The following is a 17,078-nucleotide window of genomic DNA, read 5'->3' as shown; positions in this document are numbered from 1 at the left end:
GCCTTCACGCCCTGCTACGGCCCTAGGAGACTCCTTCTTTGCCGCTCACGATGCGGCGGGCGAGGTCGCGGAGCTTGATGTTCTCGCGCTGGGAGGTGCGGACCAGGCTGTCGAAGGCCTGCTCCGCGTCGATCTCGAGGCGTTCCATGAGGATGCCGGTGGCCTGGCCGATCAGGTCCCGGGTGCGCATGGCCTCGGTCAGCTGCTCGCGGACCGTCACCGACTGCAGGGCCAGGCTGACGTGCGCGGTGAACAGCCTTCCGACCCGGGTGGTGGCCTCGTCGAAGGCGCGCGGCTTGCGGGAGTAGGCGGTGAGCACCGTCAGCCGGCGGCGGTCGGCGCGCAGCCGCAACGACAGGACCGAGCGCAGGCCCAGGCCGGACAGCAGGGCACCGCCGCCGTCGGTACCGCTGTCCTCTATCCGCGCCATCGGGGCGTTCCACAACTGCTCCCAGTGCGGTGGCCGTTCGTCGCCGGTCGGGGACTCGGCGGTGCGCACCACCTCGTCGGTCCAGGCGATCGTACGGCGCAGGTCGCCGCGCTCAATCTCGGAGATCCCGGCGTGCTCGGCGCCGGGCAGCAGGTGCACCGCCAGCTTGACCGCGGTGCGCAGGGTGCCGTGCGGGGTGGTGGTCTCGTGCAGTTGCTGAGCCGCCACCGTGAGCGCCTCGGCCAGCTCGAAACCAACCGGCAGACCGGGCACATCAGAAAAGTCGGACGCAGCCACCACGAACCTCTTCGGCATGCACGACCACACGGCCATGCGCAGGAGAGCTCCGCAGCACATTCCCGACTGCGAGCACAGGACGGATAGCACTTTAGCTGCTCCGTTGTGGTGGAATGGGCCACAGGTCAGGAAGCGGCCTCCCCTTCAGGAATCCGGACGACCTTCTGCTGCCAGGTGAGTGCCGTGACCCTCTTCCCGAGCCCCTCCGACCCGCGCGACTTCCCCGGCCGCACACTGCTGCCGCTCCCCGCGGAAATCGACCTGAGCAACGCGGGCGCCCTGTTCACCCACGTCCTGTCCGTGACCCGGGCCCGCGCCGGCCGGCTGCGCGTGCTCGTACTGGACCTCACGCACACGCATTTCATCGACTCCCAGGGCGTTCGCATGATCGACGACATACACCACAGCCTGCTCCCGGACACCGAAGTACGGGTGGTGGCCCGCCCCTACGAACTCCCCAGCCGGGTCCTGGAACTGACCGGCCTGCGCCGCGACGTGTCCGTGTACGACAACCTGCCCGAGGCGCTCACGGCCTAGGCTGGGCCGCATGGCACCGAACATCGCGAGCAACACCAGCGTGTCCCTGGACGAGTTGCTGGACTTCGTACGCCCCCGCCACCGCGCCATCCTGCTGACCCGGCGGGCCGACGGCGGTCCCCAGGGGTCGCCGCTGACCTGTGGGGTCGACGACTCGGGCCGGATCGTGGTGTCCACCTACCCCGAGCGCGCCAAGACCCGCAACGCCAAGCGGGACCCGCGGGTCAGCGTCATCGTGCTCAGCGACGACTGGAACGGGCCGTGGGTCCAGATCGACGGCACCGCCGAGGTCATCGACGCGCCCGACTCCGTGGAACCGCTGGTGGAGTACTACCGCAACATCTCCGGTGAGCACCCGGACTGGGACGAGTACCGGGCGGCGATGGCCAAGCAGGGCAAGTCGATCATCCGGATCACCCCGGAGCGCTGGGGCCCGGTGGCCACCGGGGGTTTTCCGGCGCGGCTGGCGTCCGAGCAGTAGTCAGCGGTCCCGGTCGACCATCGCCTCGATCCCGGCGACCAGCAGGTCCAGCGCGAAGGTGAAGTCCCGGTCCATCATCTCCTGGACCGTGTCGCCGCCACGGGCGTCCATGATCTCCTTGGACTCCTGGATGTAGTCCGCGGCCTGGGGGTGCTGCTGGGCGTCGCTCATGGCCTGCTGGTAGTAGGCGTCCGGGGTCAGGCCCGAGTCCGCGGTCCGGGTCAGGAACTGGGCTTCGAGCGTGCCGTACCCGTACACGAACTGGAACACGGCCGAGATGGCGCCGGTCATGCGCTGCGCCGGCAGCCCCGTGCGGCGGATGACCCGCTGGATGCTCCGGGAGAGGGCGAGCGCGTGGGGGCCGATGTTGAGGTACTGGCCGGCCAGCGGCGACAGCCAGGGGTGGCGCACCAGCAGCGCCCGGTACTCGGTGGCCAGCGCTCGCAGCTGCTCCCGCCAGTCGGCGCCCGTGTCCTGCGGGTCGGGCAGCTGCAGTTCACCGAAGGCCGCGTCCAGGGCGAGTTCGAGCAGCTCGTCCTTGGTGTCGACGTACCAGTACACGGACATCGCGGTGACGTTCAGCTCGGCGGCCAGCCGCCGCATGGAGAACTTCGCAAGACCCTCCGCGTCCAGCAGCCGCACGGTCACCTCGGTGATCCGCTCGCGGTCCAGCCCGGACGGCTGCCCGCCCCCGCGCCCGCCCCGGCGTGCCTTCCCCTCCAGCCAGACACTGGACCGCGCCGACCGCTCGCCAGCCTTCACCATCGGCGCACCTTCCTAGAGCTGTGGGGGGCCACTTCCCAAGATGCTAGAGCTGCAACGCGCCCGAAAGAGCGCGGGACTGTGTCCGTTCCCCAGGAGCTGTCCCAGGCGGCCACGGTCCCCCGCCCTGCGCAGCAGACCCGCCGCGACCAGCCCCCCAAGTCCCAGCCGTGGCCGGGGCCGGAGATGATCGCGTACACCAGCGAGGGCCATGCGGATGGTCGACAGCAGCGCGCCGAGCAGGTCGGGCCGGTCGCCCTCGGGGTTGCTCGACTCCGGCACGATGGCCACGACGGCCACCAGACGACTCCCATACGCTGCACAAAGAGGTTCCGCGGAGATGAGGTTCACGGAGATACGGAAGAGGCGGTGGCATCCGGCCGCCGCCTCTTCCATCGGCTTTCCGTCGTCGGCCTTCCTTCGTCAGCTGCTCGCCTTCCGCGTCAGGTCGTAGAAGGTGGCCGAACCGGCCGTCACCTTCTTGAAGTTGCTCTCGACCCACGAGGTGATCTGCGACGACGTTCCACTGTTGCCACCGCCCATGCCGCCGCCGGAGATGAAGTAGTGGATCTCGCCGTCCGCCACGTACTGCTTGAACTGCGCGAGCGTCGGCGACGGATCGGTGCCGTTGAAGCCGCCGATCGCCATCACCGCGTCACCGGTGGCCAGTTGGTAGCTCGCGGCGTTCTGGGAGCCGATGGACGCGGCGACCCAGGTGTACTTGCCGGCATCCGCCTCCAGGAGCTTCTTGGCCTCGGAGCTGACGCTGGGGCCGTTGAGCAGGCCACCCATGCCACCGGCGCCGCCCATCCGGCCGCCGTGGCCCATCCGGCCGCCGTGGCCCGTCTGGCCGCCGCCGGGGAAGCCGCCGCCGTTCTGTGTGGTTCCGTTGCCGTTCTGCTGGTTCCGGCCCGGCATGCCGCCGCCGGGGAAGCCGCCGGTGCCGTTGCCCTGCTGCCCCTGGCCCTGCGTGTTGCCGTTGCCGTTCTGCTGGTTCCGGCCGGGCATGCCGCCGCCGAAGCCGCCCCGCATACCGCCGCCGGCCCCGCCGGGACGGCCACCGCCGAAGCCCATGGTGCTCGCGCCCGCCGGACCGGCCGTCGGGATGGAGCCGGTGTGCGCGGAGTTCACCGTGCTCAGGGTGTACGCCGTCGGACCGGCCAGCGCCGCCACGAGGCCCGCCGCCGCCGCCCCGAGGGCCAGCCGGCGGGTCACCCGGCCCGCGAAGACCAGGCCGAGCGCGGCGACCAGGCCGCCGACCAGCACCAGCCACTTCAGCCAGGGCAGGTAGTCGGGGGTGCGGTTGAGCAGGACGTAACCCCACGCCGCGGCCGCCACCACGGAGGCGGCGAGGGTGATCGACGCCCACGTCTCCTGCCGCTTCCGCCACAGCAGGTCGGCGCCCATGCCGATCACGGCCGCGAGGTAGGGGGCGAGGGCCACCGTGTAGTACTGGTGGAAGATGCCCGCCATGTAGCTGAAGACCACCATGGTGATCAGCAGCGAGCCGCCCCACACCAGGAACGAGCCGCGGGTGACGGACGTCCGCTTCCGTTTGCCGGTGGCCAGCAGGCCGGCGACGAGCAGGATCAGCGCGGCCGGGAGCAGCCAGGAGACCTGGCTGCCGATCTCGGAGTTGAACATCCGGTCCCAGCCGGTCTCGCCCCACTGGCCGGTGCCGCCCGCGCCGCCACCGCCACCGCCCACACTGCCGGTCTCGTCGCCGCTGAGCCGGCCGAGTCCGTTGTAGCCGAAGGTCAGCTCCAGGAAGGAGTTGTTCTGCGAGCCGCCGATGTACGGGCGGGAGGAGGCGGGCCACAGCTCCACGATGGCGACCCACCAGCCGCCGGAGACGACCAGGGCGACCGTCGCGAGGGCCAACTGTCCGAAGCGCTTCCTCACCTTCACCGGCGCGCACACCGCGTACACGACCGCCAGCGGCGGCAGGATCAGGAAGGCCTGCAGGGTCTTGGCGAGGAACGCGAAGCCGATCGCGACACCCGCCCACACCAGCCACTTCGTACGGCCGTCCGCCAGGGCCCGGACGACGAGGCAGCAGGCGGCGGCCATCAGCAGCGCCAGCATCGCGTCCGGGTTGTTGAACCGGAACATCAGCGCCGCGACGGGGGTGAGCGCGAGCACCGCGCCCGCGATCAGACCGGCCGCGGGGCTGAACCGGCGGCGCACGCCCGCGTACACCACGGCGACCGTCGCGACGCCCATGATGACCTCGGGGACCAGGACCGCCCACGAGCTGAGCCCGAAGATCCGCACCGACAGCGCCATCGGCCACAGCGCGGCCGGGGGCTTGTCGACGGTGATGGCGTTGCCCGCGTCCAGCGAGCCGAAGAAGAACGCCTTCCAGGACGTGCTGCCCGCCTGCACGGCCGCCGAGTAGAAGGAGTTGGCGTAACCGGAGGCGCTCAGGTTGTACAGGTACAGCACGAAGGTGGCGGCCAGCAGGCCGAGGAAGGCCGGGCGCACCCAGCGCGGGTCCTCGGGCCGGCCGCGCCACAGTCTCCGTACGAAGGGCTGCTGCGGCTCACCCGGCCCGGGTGCCGGGGCCGCGGGCGGCTCCTCGGCCTGCGGGCCGGCCGGGGGAAGGACCGGGGGAGCGGTGGCCCGGGGTGGGCCCCCGCCGGAGGGGCCCGTGCCGCCCGGATGGGTCGTCTGGTCGGTGTGCGTGCTCATCGGGCGTCCCCCGGGTCGGTGTCGTGGGGACGGACCGGCTGCGGCTGCATCGTCGCGTCCCTCCAGGTGCCGTCCGCGGCTTCACCGGCGCGGAACCGGGTCGTCGTGCCGTAATTCGTCGTGTCGTACGTCGTACCGTGCTGGGGGGCCGTCGGGCGCTGGGGGAGCGAGGCGCCGTACGGGCCGGGCTGCCGCGGGACCACCGTGCTGTAGGCCGGCGAGGACGGGTGGTGCGCGGCCACGACCGCCGGCTCCTGAGCGGAGTCGTCGCGGTCCGGGAACACCCACGCGCGGAAGAGCAGGAAGCGCAGCACCGTCGCCGCGAGGTTGGCGGCGATCAGGACCGCCAGTTCCGTGGAGTGCGCGGGGTCGGAGGTGGCCGCGTTCAGCGCGGCGAGCGAGCCGCTGGTCAGCGCGAGGCCGACACCGAAGACGACCAGGCCCTGCGCCTGGTGCCGGACGGCCCCGCCCCGGCCGCGCACGCCGAACGTGAGCCGCCGGTTGGCCGCCGTGTTGGCCACCGCCGACACCAGCAGCGCCGGCGCGTTGGCGATCTGCGAACCGGAGAACTGGCGGAAGAGGCTGTAGAGCGCGAGGTAGAAGAGGGTCGACAGACCGCCGACCACACAGAACCCGACGAGCTGGCGGGCCAGCCCCTTCGGTACGTCCTCGATCTCACGGTCGCGCGGGTCGTCGCCGAACGGCCGGGTGAGCCGGTCCAGCGGCAGCGAACCGGTGGCCAGGGCCCTGCCCACCCGCCACACCCCCTTGAGGTCGTCGGTCGCCGTCTGCACGATGTGCACGGTCGAGTCCGGGTCGTCGACCCAGTCGACCGGCACCTCGTGGATCCTGAGGCCCGCGCGTTCGGCGAGCACCAGCATCTCGGTGTCGAAGAACCACCCGGTGTCCTCGACGAGCGGCAGCAGCACCTGCGCCACCTCACGCCGGATCGCCTTGAACCCGCACTGCGCGTCCGAGAAGCGGGCCTGCAGCGAGCCGCGCAGGATCAGGTTGTACGCGCGGCTGATGAACTCCCGCTTCGGACCGCGCACCACGCGCGAGGAGCGGACCAGCCGGGAACCGATCGCCAGATCGGAGTGACCCGAGATCAGCGGCGCCACCAGCGGCAGCAGTGCGTTGAGGTCGGTGGACAGGTCGACGTCCATGTAGGCGAGGACCGGGGCGTCCGACACGGACCACACGGTCCGCAGGGCACGGCCCCGGCCCTTCTGCTCCAGGCGGAAGTGGGTGACCTCCGCGATCTCCGCCCCCAGCCGCGCCGCCACCTGGGGGGTGGTGTCCGTGGACGCGTTGTCCGCGATCGTGATGCGGAACGCGTAGGGGAAGGTGCGCGTGAGGTGCTCATGCAGTCTGAGCACACATGGCTGGAGGTCCTTCTCCTCGTTGTAGACGGGGATCACTACGTCCAGGACAGGTGTACCGGCGTCTCCGGCCGGGAGGTGCTCCCGCGCCGGCAGGGTGCCGGGAGAAGAGTCGGTTCGCATGACAAAGACTCTGGTCAGACGCCCTGTTGCACCCATGTGGTGGCACTGTGCTGTAGCTGTGAGTGCGATTGCCAGTTCGTTTCGGGCGCCGGACGCGGCACGGCCGGGCCCAGCGCCGGCAGGTGCACGGTGAACACGGTCCGCCCCGGCACGCTGTCCACGGTCACCGCACCGCCGTGCGCGGCCGCGACCGCCTGCACGATGGCGAGCCCGAGGCCGGTCGACCCGGTGGACCGCGACCGTGCGGAGTCGCCTCGCGCGAAGCGTTCGAAGACGTGCGGCAACAGGTCGGGCTGGATGCCCTGGCCGTTGTCCTCGACGTCCAGGCACATCCACGGGCCGCGTCGCTGCACGCGCACGGTGATGGTCGTACCGGGCGGGGTGTGCTTGCGGGCGTTGCCGAGCAGGTTGACCAGCACCTGCTGAATCCGCGCCGCGTCCGCCGACACGAGGGCCGGCTCGTCGGGCAGGTCGAGCCGCCAGTTGTGGTCCATGCCGGCCGCACGGGCGTCACTGATCGTGTCGACGACCAGCGGGATCAGGTCGGTCTGCTCGAACTGCAGCGGGCGCCCCGCGTCGAGCCGGGCGAGGAGGAGCAGATCCTCGACCAGGAGGGTCATCCGTCCTGCCTCGGACTCGATACGGCCGAGGGCGTGCCGAGTGTCGGGGCCGACCTGTTCGCGTCCGCGTCTGGTGAGTTCGGCGTACCCGCGGATGGAGGCCAGGGGCGTACGGAGTTCGTGGCTGGCGTCGGCGACGAACTGCCGTACCCGCGTCTCGCTCTGCTGGCGGGCGTGCAGCGCGCCGTGCACGTGGTTGAGCATGCGGTTGAGGGCCGCGCCGACCTGACCGACCTCGGTGTGGGGATCGCACTCGGACTCCGGGACGCGCTCGCTGAGGTTCACTTCGCCGGTGTGCAGCGGAAGTTCGGAGACCCGGGTGGCGGTGGCGGCGACCTTGCGGAGGGGGCGGGTGGCTACGCCGACGAGGACGTAGCCGGCTGTCACGGCGGCTGCGAGGCCGGCTGCCGTGACGCTGATCTCGACGAGGATCAGGGTGTTGATGGTGCCGTCGACGTCTGCCGTCGGCAGGGCGACGTAGTACGCGTCACTTCCGTCGTGGCTCACGACGTACTCGACGCGGTACTCCTCCAGACCGGGGATGTCCAGGGTGTGCGCCCTGCCGTCCTTCGGCACCGTGTTGACGGCCGCCTTCTGCGCCGCGCTGAGGGGACCGGCGTTCATGCGCTGGAAGGAGCCGTTGCTGTCGTTCTTCCGCTTGGCGATGGCCGCGCTGGTGACCTTGCCGTTCCTCACGTAGGCGGCGATGGTCCTTTCCTGCGTGGGACCGTTGGTGAGGAGCTTCGTCACCTTGGCGCTCGCCGAGAGGTCGGCGTTCTGCACGGCGCCGCCCGGGTCCCCGGGACCGGCGGGGTCCTGCGCGTTCGGGACCTTCGGCAGCATGTGGCCGCCCCCGGCACGCATGGCGGTGTCGTGCACCTTGTCGTCCAGCTGCTCGTAAAGGTGCTGCTTCAGCGCGAGGGTGGTCACCGTGCCGATCACGGCGCACACCACGGCGATCAGCGTCACCATCGAGACGACGAGCCGCGTCCGCAGCGTGCGCGGCTTGCCCGCTCGTCGCTTCTGCGTACGCGGCCGTCGTCGCCCGCTCATGACGCGGCGGGCTTGATCAGGTAACCGGCCCCACGCCGGGTGTGGATCATGGGCTCGCGCCCGGCGTCTATCTTGCGCCGGAGGTACGAGATGTACAGCTCGACCACATTGGCCTGGCCCCCGAAGTCGTACGACCACACACGGTCCAGGATCTGCGCCTTGCTGAGCACGCGCCGCGGATTGCGCATGAGGAAGCGCAGCAGCTCGAACTCGGTGGCGGTGAGGTGGATGCTCTCCCCGGCCCTCCACACCTCATGGCTGTCCTCGTCCAGGGTCAGATCCCCGACCACCAGCACGGAGTCGGACCTCCGGTCGGCCGCACCGGAGCGCCGGATGAGCCCACGCAGCCGGGCCACGACCTCTTCCAGGCTGAACGGCTTGGTGACGTAGTCGTCGCCCCCGGCCGTGAGCCCCGCGATACGGTCCTCCACCGCGTCCTTCGCGGTCAGGAAGAGCACCGGCACGTCGGGCAGCTCCCGCCGCAGCCGCCCGAGCACGGTCAGCCCGTCCACGTCCGGCAGCATCATGTCCAGGACGACGGCATCGGGCCGGAACTCGCGGGCCGTCTGGATGGCCCCCTGCCCGTCACCCGCACTCCTGATCTGCCAGCCCTCGTAACGAAGAGCCATGCTCAGCAGTTCGGTGATCGACAGCTCGTCATCCACCACCAGCACTCGGACGGGGCTCCCGTCCGGCCTCAGCAGTTCGGTACGCCCCTGGGGCGAGGTCGTGGTCATAGGGGACACCTTCTCGGGGTCCTCTGAGAACACGCTTTCGACTGTCTGTGATTTCCCTGAGAAACACACAGGGATCTCTCAGGAAGGACCGGACTCGCCGCCCGTTTCCAGAAGTTGCGGCCCCCTGTGGCACGGACAAGCCCGGGGACGTGGTCTGCGCCACCCGTGAGAACGCTATCCGCGAGCTGTCAGGGCGCTCGTCAGAACAGCTCGTCCTGCACGCCCGCCCCGGTCCCCGCGAGCCGCCGCACCGGCACGGTGAGTTCGCCGCCTCCGGCCTGGGTCAGCTCCCACCCGGTGACCAACCGCGTGTCGAGTACGACGATCCCGCGCCCGGTGGCCAGGTGCAGATCCGGCCCCGCCGCCGCCACCAGTTCACCGTTCACCGACCCGCCCGCGACCAGCTCGGTGATCTCCCCGACGGCGGGCTGAAGCCCCTCCAGCCCGAAGGCCCCTGCGTGATCGACGGGCTGACACGGCGCGCGGGTGAGCGACTCCGGCCAGCCGTCCAGCACCACGGCCCGCGCATGCAGCTCCTCGATCTCGGCCACCCGCCGCTCCACCGACGCGGGCAACGCGGACCGCACCGCCCGCTTCTCGGCGTACGGAATCCGGTCCGGCACCCCGAGCGCGGCGCGCAGCAGCTCCTCGGTGCGCCGGGCGGCCATCAGCGGACCGGCCCCCAGCCAGCTGAAACAGACGGCCCCCTGCTCAAGCAGTCGCGCCGGCCCACGCTCCACGGCGGTGATCCCGACCTTGACCATGCCGGGCCCGAACCACGCCAGATATACGCGGTACGGCCGGCGATCGTCCGCGATCGTGTCCGCCGCCACGGAGTGCGCCCGGTCCAGCCGCGCACACTCCTCGCACCGTGCCCCCGTACTCCGCCCCGGCACCGCCGCCCGAACGGAACACGCATGCCCCCGCGCTCCCACACATCTCCGCACTCCCCCTTCCGCGACCCCGAAGGCCACCCGCTTCCCCCACGGCAGCGCACTGCTCCGCCCGCCGTCCCACACCAGCACGGGACCGTCCGCCGACCACCGCAGCCCTGAGCACTTCCATGCCTGTGCCATCACTCATGAGGGTAGGCGGCACCCCTGACAATGCCCTCCCGGTGGTCAGGACGCGGTACGGGTACGCAAAGGCCCGAAGCCGCAGACCCGCATTGCGATCGAGTACCTCGAGAAGCTGAACAAGGGGGAGTCGGCCGGCAGGGAGTGCTGAGCCGCGTACCGGACTTGTAGCGTGGCCCGTGTGAACCGCACCGATCGCCTCTACGCGCTGGTCGAGGAGCTGCGGGCCGTCGCACCCCGCCCGCGCAGCGCGCGCCGGCTGCCTCGCGGTCCCAGATGGTCATGCCGCTGTCCAGCACGTTGATCGTCAGGTGCTTGACGTGAGGCTGGACGGCGTTGAGGAGTTCCTTCGGGTCCCGCGTGCGGGTGCCTGCGGGCCGGTCGAGCGTGCCGGTCATGGACTACTCCTTCGAAGACAGGTCGTGCTGTACCGGCTCGAACCCGTCCCGCCTGTCAGCCTGTCCCAGGCTGAAGCGCGGCGCGGGCGCCTTGCGGATCCCCTTCCAGCGAGGGCTACTGGGCGACCTGGCTGGAGCGGGCGTCTTGGACTCTGTCGATGCCGCAAGAGACGATCTCATCGCGGCGGTGGACAGGCTCATCGCGGCACAGAAGGCCTTCTACGTCGCTGACGGCGGCGATTGACTGCATCGGGCCAGCATGCCGTCACGTGCCGGAATGGCAGGACGCCGCTCCTTGTATGGCTGGAAGCCGTATTCGATCATCTGCACGGTAATCGTGGTGATCCAGAGCAGGATCTTGGAGTCGGTGGATAGCCGGGCAAGGGCGACATTGCCCACTCTGCCGAGAACGTCACGCTCAAGGAGGCTCATGCTGTGGATATCGCCGTGGGCGAGCGCACTGCACGCGCTCCAGACCGCTTCGGCCTGGTCCGCCCCCTTCGGAGACAGGTCGTGCTGTACCGGTTCGAGCCCGCCCCATCTGCCAGCCTGTCCAGGACTGGACCCGCGGTGCGGGCGCCTTGCGGATCCCGTCCCAGCGAGAGCTACTGGGTGACCTGGCTGGAACGGGCGACTCGGGCGGTGCCCTGGCGGTTGTAGCCGTGGCACAGGCAGGTGCAGCGGTGCACGAGCAGGAGCCCGGTGACATGGGGCAGAGGAACGTCCTCCGTCCGGCGGCACTGTGTGTGCAGGTCCTCGTAACCGGGGCGCGCAGCGACGGCGCACTCCGGCGACAAGGAGGCGGTCTCGGTGTCCGTAGCGCTCATTGGACCGCCCTCACGACCCGGTGATGCGGGCATGAGCAGGGCGGGAATTCCTGCCCAAGGCTTCTCGCCGTCTCTCCCTCGGCGCCTTCGAAGCCGTGCGTCCCTGAGTCGCTCGTGATGCGACCCTCGTGGTCCACGGTGTACACCCTGAGCGTCATCCGGGGAGGGAGCCCGCCGTCCTCCTCCAGGCTGCCAGGGATGCTCATTCGTCACCGCCTTTCCGGAGCGCTTCTGCCAGTCGCATGGCCACATCGGCGCGTACACGGCCCAGTTCGACGAGCCCGAGAGCGGGCGAGCCGGCATCGACTGCCAGCGAGGGCAGCACGATGCCTGCCCGAGAAAGGGCTGCCCTCAGACACTCGGTGGCCACGTATGGATCGACGTCCTGAGCCTGGTCTGCTCTAGCCATGAACGCGACGGTAGGGAGCGGGCGTTGTCAGGCGCCATAGAAGTTGCGCGAAGTTGCTCGACCCCTCATTGAAGTTGCGTAAGGTTGCTGATCCAGGGCAACCCAAGCTCGGACGTAATGCGTTGGTCTGGTGGAAGCTTGGGAGATCGGTCCCCGAGGGAAGGACGTGATCACGACCCGACGACTGCGTTTCAATGGAACGGGCAGCGGCGTCAACGGATGCCCGTCCATTCACGAAGACCTCGACACAGGCGAGGTCATCGTGCACGGCCCCGCCCTCACCGACCCCGACGACATCGCCCAGCTCCGGCACCTGAACGAGGACGAGGTGCCCATCGTGGTGCCGCGCAAGCTGTTGGTCGACTTCGGCCCGAAGGAGGTGGCCCGTGTGCCCGACATCATCGGGCTGGACGAGTTCGACCAACTCTTCACGCAGTTCGAGCACACGGCCTGGCGCCTGGAGACGCGCCGCCGCTACGCATCGGACGAGCTCACGGGCACGTACGCCCAGTTCATGCGCGGCGAGCCCGTCAACTGGGAGGGAGTCGACGCGGAATGGTGCGCGGAGCGCCGCGAGCAGGTAGCCCTCGGCAAGCGGTTCGAGCGTGTCCGCATCGTCGACAACCCGCCCACGGCTGGCCAGCTCTACCTGCTCGACAACGCACGCCGTAACAGCTTCGTCGGAGAGAAGATCCTCAACCTGTGGCGAGAGGACGCCGACCGCCTTGGTCTGCCCACCCAAGATTTTTGGATCTTTGACTCCCGGCTGGTCGCGCTACTCAACTTCGATGACGCCGACAACCTGGTCAACGTCGAGTTGATCACGGAGCCTGCTGCGGTGCTGCGGTACTCCATGGTGCGCGACGCGGCGCTGCATCATGCCGTCCCGTACGAGGAGTTCGCGGCACGGCTGACCGCGCAGGAGGACTAAGGCAGGTGCGTACCGGTGAGCACGGACTACCAGCAGGCACGGAAAGCACTCGGGGTACGACTGCGCGAACTCCGACTCTCCGCCCCTGGACGTCGGCTCACCGGTGCCGAGCTCGCCGAGCAGTACGGGTGGAACAAGTCCAAGGTCAGCAGGCTGGAGAACGGCAAGCAGACTCCAACGCCCGATGACCTGCGCAAGTGGGCGGAGGCAACGGGTCAGCCGGAGGCGTACGACGAGCTGATCGCGCGCCTCCGGGGCTTCGAGTCCCACATCAGGTCGTGGCGGCGTCAGCTGGCCTCGGGGCACAAGGCGGTCCAGGACACCCACCTGAGCGCTCATGCCGACGCCTCCGTGTTCCGCGGCTGGGAGTCCTCCATGATCTTCGGGATTCTTCAGACTCCGGACTACGCCCGGTCGATCTTCACGAGATACGCGGAGCTACAGCGATCACCACGCGACACCGAGGAAGCAGTGCGGTCCCGCATGAAGCGGCAGGAAGCGCTGTACGACTCCTCGAAGCGCTTCCATCTCCTCCTGTGGGAAGCCGCCCTTCACGCCTTGATCTGTCCGCCGTCGGTGCTTGCGGCCCAGCTTGATCGCCTCGCAGGAGCCATCGGTCTGGACACGGTCGAGCTGGGGATCATCCCGCTGTCCGCCTCGCTCAAGATCCCCCCGGCCACCGCCTTCTGGATCTACGACGACCGCCAGGTGATCGTCGAAAACTGGCACGCGGAGTTGTGGATCGACGACGAGGCGAGCGTCGACACCTATCTGCGGACCTGGAGAACGCTCCGCGAGTCCGCCGTGTACGGCACTGACGCGCAGAGCCTCGTCAGTGCAGCAAGACGAGCGTTGCGCTCCTGCTGACGGGGCTGTCCGGCAGACAGCTGAGCCCCCGCCGATTTCGACTACTCAGGCCGGTGACCTGGCCTTGGACGAGCCAGTGCTACTCGGTCGTGTGGGTGGCTGACTGGAAGCCGGCATCAGCGGCGAGCTTGACGGGGCAAGAAGCTCCTTCGGCCGTCGAGTTCACGTTTTCCAGAAGGTTCGGATAGCGGAGTGCTGGGCACAGACCTGCTCGGACTGGGCAGGGCACCTGAGTGACAGCGAGCGCTGGGATGCGGCGACGGAGCTGCTGACCAACGCGAAGAGCACCGACGGCCCTGCAGGTGAGGGGACTCCCTCCACGAGCACGCTGAAGCAGTTCGAGGCCGGCCTGGGCACCCTGTGTGACAGGCGCTCCAGCGACGATCTGCTGGCTACCGTGGCCGACGAGGTGTATGCGTCCGACCGGGCCTTCTACCGGTCCTGAGACAAACAGAGCAGGACAAGCTGCGGCGCGAGGCGTACAAGCTCATGGCCTCCGCCGGGGTCCGCAAGACCCGGCTGTACGACGCTCGCCACGCCTGCCTGTCGTGGATGGCGAACAACGGTGTGCCGGACACGGTCGTCTCGGCGTGGGCCGGACACAGCGACCTGTCCTTCACGAAGCGCACCTACGTCCACCCCGACCCGCAGTCGCTCATGGCGGGCTCCGAGAAGCTGATGGACCTGCTCGGCTGAGCTGTAACCGATCCACCACGGACGGTGACGCGTGAGATTCCGTGAGACGCCAACGCAAAAGCCCTGACCTCCACTTGGGAGAATCAGGGCTCTGACCTGGCGTTTCTCTGCGCACTCGGCAGGATTCGAACCTGCAACCTTCTGATCCGTAGTCAGATGCTCTATCCGTTAAGCTACGAGTGCTTGTTTTGTTTTTTGTCCCCGCTCCCGGCCCTTCCGGCCCGCTCGCGGCGACAGGAAGAACATTACATGACTGCCGCCGCCATGTGAAATCCGTTCCCCATACCCCTTGTGACCTGCGGAAACGCCGAAGCACGGAAGCCCCGGTCCGTGGGGACCGGGGCTTCGGTGATCAGGTGCGGAGGCGGAGGGATTTGAACCCTCGATGGGCTTTAAGACCCAAACCGCATTAGCAGTGTGTTGGGACTCGTCGGACACAGACGGACCGGGACGAGCCGAGACGCTCCGCCGCAGGTCACAGCCCGTACGCCATCCGGCTGGGTTGATCCTCGTCGGAACGCGTCTTGGCCTCTTGGTGCCAGCGCAGTGCCATCAGAGTCACGCGTCGGGCCGCTGCCCGGGCGTGGACCAGGATCCGGCCGGCGGCCGCTCGGGCAGCTTTGCCCCTGGGCGCCTCATGTACCAGCGCATGAACTCTCGCAGCACCTTTGCGCGGGGGCTGCGCCCCTCGGGATGCACAGCGCGCGTCGCCTGCTCGAACGGCTCCCACTCGTCGTCAGGGGCGCGGAAGCGGCGGGGGGTGTCGTACTCGGCCTCAGCCTCGGGTGTCATGCCCGCGAGGGTACGGGTTTGTAGCCACAGGCCGCAAGGCTCTAGCCCGCCCCTTTGTAGCCACAAACCATCCCGTCGAACCCCTTGCTTTGTAGCCACAAACACTCTAGGTTTGTAGCCACAAAGACGGCCCGGGTCGGAGCTCTCACCCTCCGGCCCGGGGCCTGACGGAATCCACCGACTACACCGGGAGACCCGCTGTGACGAACTCTCTCATCCGCCGCGAGCGCCGCACCACCCGCCGCCTGCTCCGCGCCGAGCTCCGCCGCCGCACGGCCGCGCACCGCCTCGCCGCCAGCTGCCGGCGTCGCCCCCGCTCCCTCGCCACCGTGGCCATCGCCGCGGGCGTCGCGAAGGACACCGCCGCCGGCGTCGCCAACGGCCTCCGCTCCGTGGCCAAGCGGCTCGGCGTCACCCCGGCCGCGACCGCCCGCACCCGCCGCACCGTCGCCGGGGGCCGCGCCCACCGCACCCACACCGTGACCCGCTGGACCCTCGGCCAGGTCGCCCGCCTCGTCGCCGCCTACCGGCCCCGCAAGGCCGAGTACATCGCCGCCGTCACCCTGCTCACCGCGTTCGCCGGGAGTGCCGCATGACGAACTCGACCGAGACGGCCCGCACCTCGCGGGCCGTCCCCGGCCGCCAGCCTGGGGACATCTACGTGGCCGCCGCCGACGCCGACCACCACGCCCACTGCCCCGCCTGCCGCGAGCAGGCCGAGGCGGCCGAGGCCCGGTACGCCGAATACGGGAAGTCCCTCGCCCGCCGGGACCGCCGCCTGATCGCCGCCGGCCGCACCCTCACCGTGCACGTCACCGAGGCCGGCGTCACCGGCACCATCCGCAAGGCGGTGACCCGGTGATCCAAAACACGGACCGTCTCACCGCGCTCCACGCGGCCTGCCGCGAGGACTACGCCAGGGGCACCGCCCAGCGCGCCCGCGCCGAACTCGCCCCCGCTCGGCCGCTCGGACTGCCGGACCCCGGCGAACTCAACACGGCCATCCGTGTCGGTCAGCGCATGCTCGCCGCCTACGGCTCGGTCGAGGGTGCCGACGTCTTCGCCTACGCCCAGGCGCACGGTGGCCTCACCGAGGCGCTGCGGATCCTGCTGCGCGCCCTCGGCGCCGAGCCGGACGACAGAAACATCCTGGGATCGCAGGAGGTTTTCCCGGGATCCCGGGAAAACCCCTCTGAGCTGGGAGAACGCTGCCCGGCCGCGCACCCCGAGGACCTCACCCCGTGCGACGGCCCGATCGTCGTCACCATCCTCGACACCCACAACGCCGGCGCGGACGGCTGCGAGCACCACGGCGCCCGCCTCCTCGCCTCCCTCGACGGCGGCAGGGTGTACCCGCTGCCGGACGCACCGGAGAGCGCGGCGATCCGCGTCTTCAAGGCCGCCGACAGCACCCGCCCGTTCCCCTGGCTGACAAACGCGCCGCGTACCCGCGACGACCAGCTCAGCCGCGCCGAGGTCCGCGCCCGGGGTGAAGGCCAGTGACCACCGAGCCCCGCACCGTCACCGTGCACACCCTCGACCACGGCCCGCTCGAACTCCGCTGCCCCGACTGGTGCACCGGCGAGCACGAGCAGGACGTCCACCGGGCCGACATCAGCCACGTCGGCCCCGACCAGCCGCTGCAACTCCCCACCCGGACCGGGCCGGTCACCAACCTGATCACCGCGCTGGAGATCCGGCCGTTCGCCTCCGACGCGTTCCTGCGGACTGTGTTCGTCAACGTCGAGATCGGCGCGGACTGGCACCCGACCGGGCTGGCTGGTCTCGAAGCGATGGCCGACGCCCTCGCCGAGCAGGCCGAGCAGCTGCGCGACCGGGCCCGCCGCCTGGCCGTGCTCCTCACCGGGGGTGAGCAGCGGTGACCGCACGCTGGCCCGTGCGCCGGCCGACCGAGCGCGCCGCCATCGCCGCGGCGTGCCGGTCCGCCCGGCCCCTCCCCGCTGTCCCC

At 70.0% G+C, this 17,078-nt stretch carries 20 protein-coding genes and 1 tRNA gene; 9 read left to right on the top strand and 12 right to left on the bottom strand.

Annotation, left to right across the window (positions count from 1 at the left end; translation table 11 throughout):
- Positions 1–22 precede the first annotated feature (22 nt).
- On the bottom strand, positions 23–745 hold the full coding sequence (locus ACIBBH_RS13005) for an ANTAR domain-containing protein (RefSeq protein ID WP_399404385.1): 723 nt from the start codon (positions 743–745) through the stop codon (positions 23–25).
- Positions 746–910: 165 nt separating this feature from the next.
- Here ACIBBH_RS13005 and ACIBBH_RS13000 point away from each other — a divergent pair, with 165 nt between their 5' ends.
- Positions 911–1,264, top strand: coding sequence for an STAS domain-containing protein (locus ACIBBH_RS13000; protein ID WP_399404303.1), 354 nt, complete (start codon positions 911–913; stop codon positions 1,262–1,264).
- Between the two features lie 10 nt (positions 1,265–1,274).
- The gene (locus tag ACIBBH_RS12995; protein ID WP_399404302.1) at positions 1,275–1,745 is read left to right on the top strand and encodes a PPOX class F420-dependent oxidoreductase; all 471 of its coding nucleotides are present in this window, start codon (positions 1,275–1,277) and stop codon (positions 1,743–1,745) included.
- On the opposite strand, the gene ACIBBH_RS12990 is transcribed toward ACIBBH_RS12995, so the two are convergent.
- The 9 genes from ACIBBH_RS12990 to ACIBBH_RS12950 form a co-directional block, all read right to left on the bottom strand.
- Positions 1,746–2,510: a TetR/AcrR family transcriptional regulator gene (locus ACIBBH_RS12990; protein WP_399404301.1), complete on the bottom strand. Its 765-nt coding sequence runs from the start codon at positions 2,508–2,510 to the stop codon at positions 1,746–1,748.
- A 420-nt stretch (positions 2,511–2,930) separates the two neighbouring features.
- Positions 2,931–5,198, bottom strand: coding sequence for an ArnT family glycosyltransferase (locus tag ACIBBH_RS12985; protein WP_399404300.1), 2,268 nt, complete (start codon positions 5,196–5,198; stop codon positions 2,931–2,933).
- Positions 5,195–6,703, bottom strand: coding sequence for a glycosyltransferase (locus tag ACIBBH_RS12980; RefSeq protein WP_399404299.1), 1,509 nt, complete (start codon positions 6,701–6,703; stop codon positions 5,195–5,197). The genes ACIBBH_RS12985 and ACIBBH_RS12980 overlap by 4 nt, the downstream gene beginning before the upstream one ends.
- 14 nt (positions 6,704–6,717) lie before the next feature.
- Positions 6,718–8,376, bottom strand: coding sequence for an ATP-binding protein (locus ACIBBH_RS12975; protein WP_399404298.1), 1,659 nt, complete (start codon positions 8,374–8,376; stop codon positions 6,718–6,720).
- Positions 8,373–9,113: a response regulator transcription factor gene (locus tag ACIBBH_RS12970; protein WP_399404297.1), complete on the bottom strand. Its 741-nt coding sequence runs from the start codon at positions 9,111–9,113 to the stop codon at positions 8,373–8,375. Before ACIBBH_RS12970 ends, ACIBBH_RS12975 begins: the two co-directional genes overlap by 4 nt.
- Before the next feature lie 200 nt (positions 9,114–9,313).
- Positions 9,314–10,189: a DUF2797 domain-containing protein gene (locus tag ACIBBH_RS12965; RefSeq protein WP_399404296.1), complete on the bottom strand. Its 876-nt coding sequence runs from the start codon at positions 10,187–10,189 to the stop codon at positions 9,314–9,316.
- Positions 10,190–10,806: 617 nt separating this feature from the next.
- A complete protein-coding gene (locus tag ACIBBH_RS12960; protein ID WP_399404295.1) occupies positions 10,807–11,019 on the bottom strand; it encodes a hypothetical protein in 213 nt (70 codons plus the stop codon).
- Between the two features lie 173 nt (positions 11,020–11,192).
- On the bottom strand, positions 11,193–11,414 hold the full coding sequence (locus ACIBBH_RS12955; RefSeq protein WP_399404294.1) for a hypothetical protein: 222 nt from the start codon (positions 11,412–11,414) through the stop codon (positions 11,193–11,195).
- Between the two features lie 202 nt (positions 11,415–11,616).
- Positions 11,617–11,823, bottom strand: coding sequence for a hypothetical protein (locus tag ACIBBH_RS12950; RefSeq protein ID WP_399404293.1), 207 nt, complete (start codon positions 11,821–11,823; stop codon positions 11,617–11,619).
- Positions 11,824–11,989: 166 nt separating this feature from the next.
- On the opposite strand from ACIBBH_RS12950, the gene ACIBBH_RS12945 reads away from it, so the two are divergent.
- The 3 genes from ACIBBH_RS12945 (at position 11,990) to ACIBBH_RS12935 (ending at position 14,317) form a co-directional block, all read left to right on the top strand.
- On the top strand, positions 11,990–12,754 hold the full coding sequence (locus ACIBBH_RS12945) for a DUF6879 family protein (protein WP_399404292.1): 765 nt from the start codon (positions 11,990–11,992) through the stop codon (positions 12,752–12,754).
- Between the two features lie 15 nt (positions 12,755–12,769).
- Positions 12,770–13,621, top strand: coding sequence for a helix-turn-helix domain-containing protein (locus ACIBBH_RS12940; RefSeq protein ID WP_399404291.1), 852 nt, complete (start codon positions 12,770–12,772; stop codon positions 13,619–13,621).
- A gap of 441 nt (positions 13,622–14,062) precedes the next feature.
- Complete coding sequence (locus ACIBBH_RS12935; protein WP_399404384.1) at positions 14,063–14,317, top strand: tyrosine-type recombinase/integrase; 255 nt, start codon at positions 14,063–14,065, stop codon at positions 14,315–14,317.
- A gap of 110 nt (positions 14,318–14,427) precedes the next feature.
- Here the strand turns inward: ACIBBH_RS12935 and ACIBBH_RS12930 are convergent.
- Together ACIBBH_RS12930 and ACIBBH_RS12925 are read right to left on the bottom strand one after the other, a co-directional pair.
- A tRNA-Arg gene (locus tag ACIBBH_RS12930) sits at positions 14,428–14,500 on the bottom strand.
- Positions 14,501–14,875: 375 nt separating this feature from the next.
- Positions 14,876–15,109 (bottom strand): hypothetical protein, encoded by a 234-nt coding sequence (locus tag ACIBBH_RS12925; protein WP_399404290.1) that lies wholly within the window; start codon positions 15,107–15,109, stop codon positions 14,876–14,878.
- Between the two features lie 200 nt (positions 15,110–15,309).
- On the opposite strand from ACIBBH_RS12925, the gene ACIBBH_RS12920 reads away from it, so the two are divergent.
- The 4 genes from ACIBBH_RS12920 to ACIBBH_RS12905 are packed head-to-tail and all read left to right on the top strand — an operon-like array spanning position 15,310 to position 16,992.
- Positions 15,310–15,705 (top strand): hypothetical protein, encoded by a 396-nt coding sequence (locus ACIBBH_RS12920; protein WP_399404289.1) that lies wholly within the window; start codon positions 15,310–15,312, stop codon positions 15,703–15,705.
- Complete coding sequence (locus ACIBBH_RS12915) at positions 15,702–15,971, top strand: hypothetical protein (RefSeq protein WP_399404288.1); 270 nt, start codon at positions 15,702–15,704, stop codon at positions 15,969–15,971. The genes ACIBBH_RS12920 and ACIBBH_RS12915 overlap by 4 nt, the downstream gene beginning before the upstream one ends.
- On the top strand, positions 15,968–16,612 hold the full coding sequence (locus tag ACIBBH_RS12910; RefSeq protein WP_399404287.1) for a hypothetical protein: 645 nt from the start codon (positions 15,968–15,970) through the stop codon (positions 16,610–16,612). The genes ACIBBH_RS12915 and ACIBBH_RS12910 overlap by 4 nt, the downstream gene beginning before the upstream one ends.
- On the top strand, positions 16,609–16,992 hold the full coding sequence (locus tag ACIBBH_RS12905) for a DUF6907 domain-containing protein (protein WP_399404286.1): 384 nt from the start codon (positions 16,609–16,611) through the stop codon (positions 16,990–16,992). Before ACIBBH_RS12910 ends, ACIBBH_RS12905 begins: the two co-directional genes overlap by 4 nt.
- The last annotated feature ends 86 nt before the right edge of the window (positions 16,993–17,078 follow it).

It is taken from the genome of Streptomyces sp. NPDC051636 (assembly GCF_044453765.1).
GTDB lineage: Bacteria > Actinomycetota > Actinomycetes > Streptomycetales > Streptomycetaceae > Streptomyces.
The sequence above is the reverse complement of the archived record's forward strand: the minus strand, read 5'-3'. Positions and strand labels throughout refer to the sequence as shown.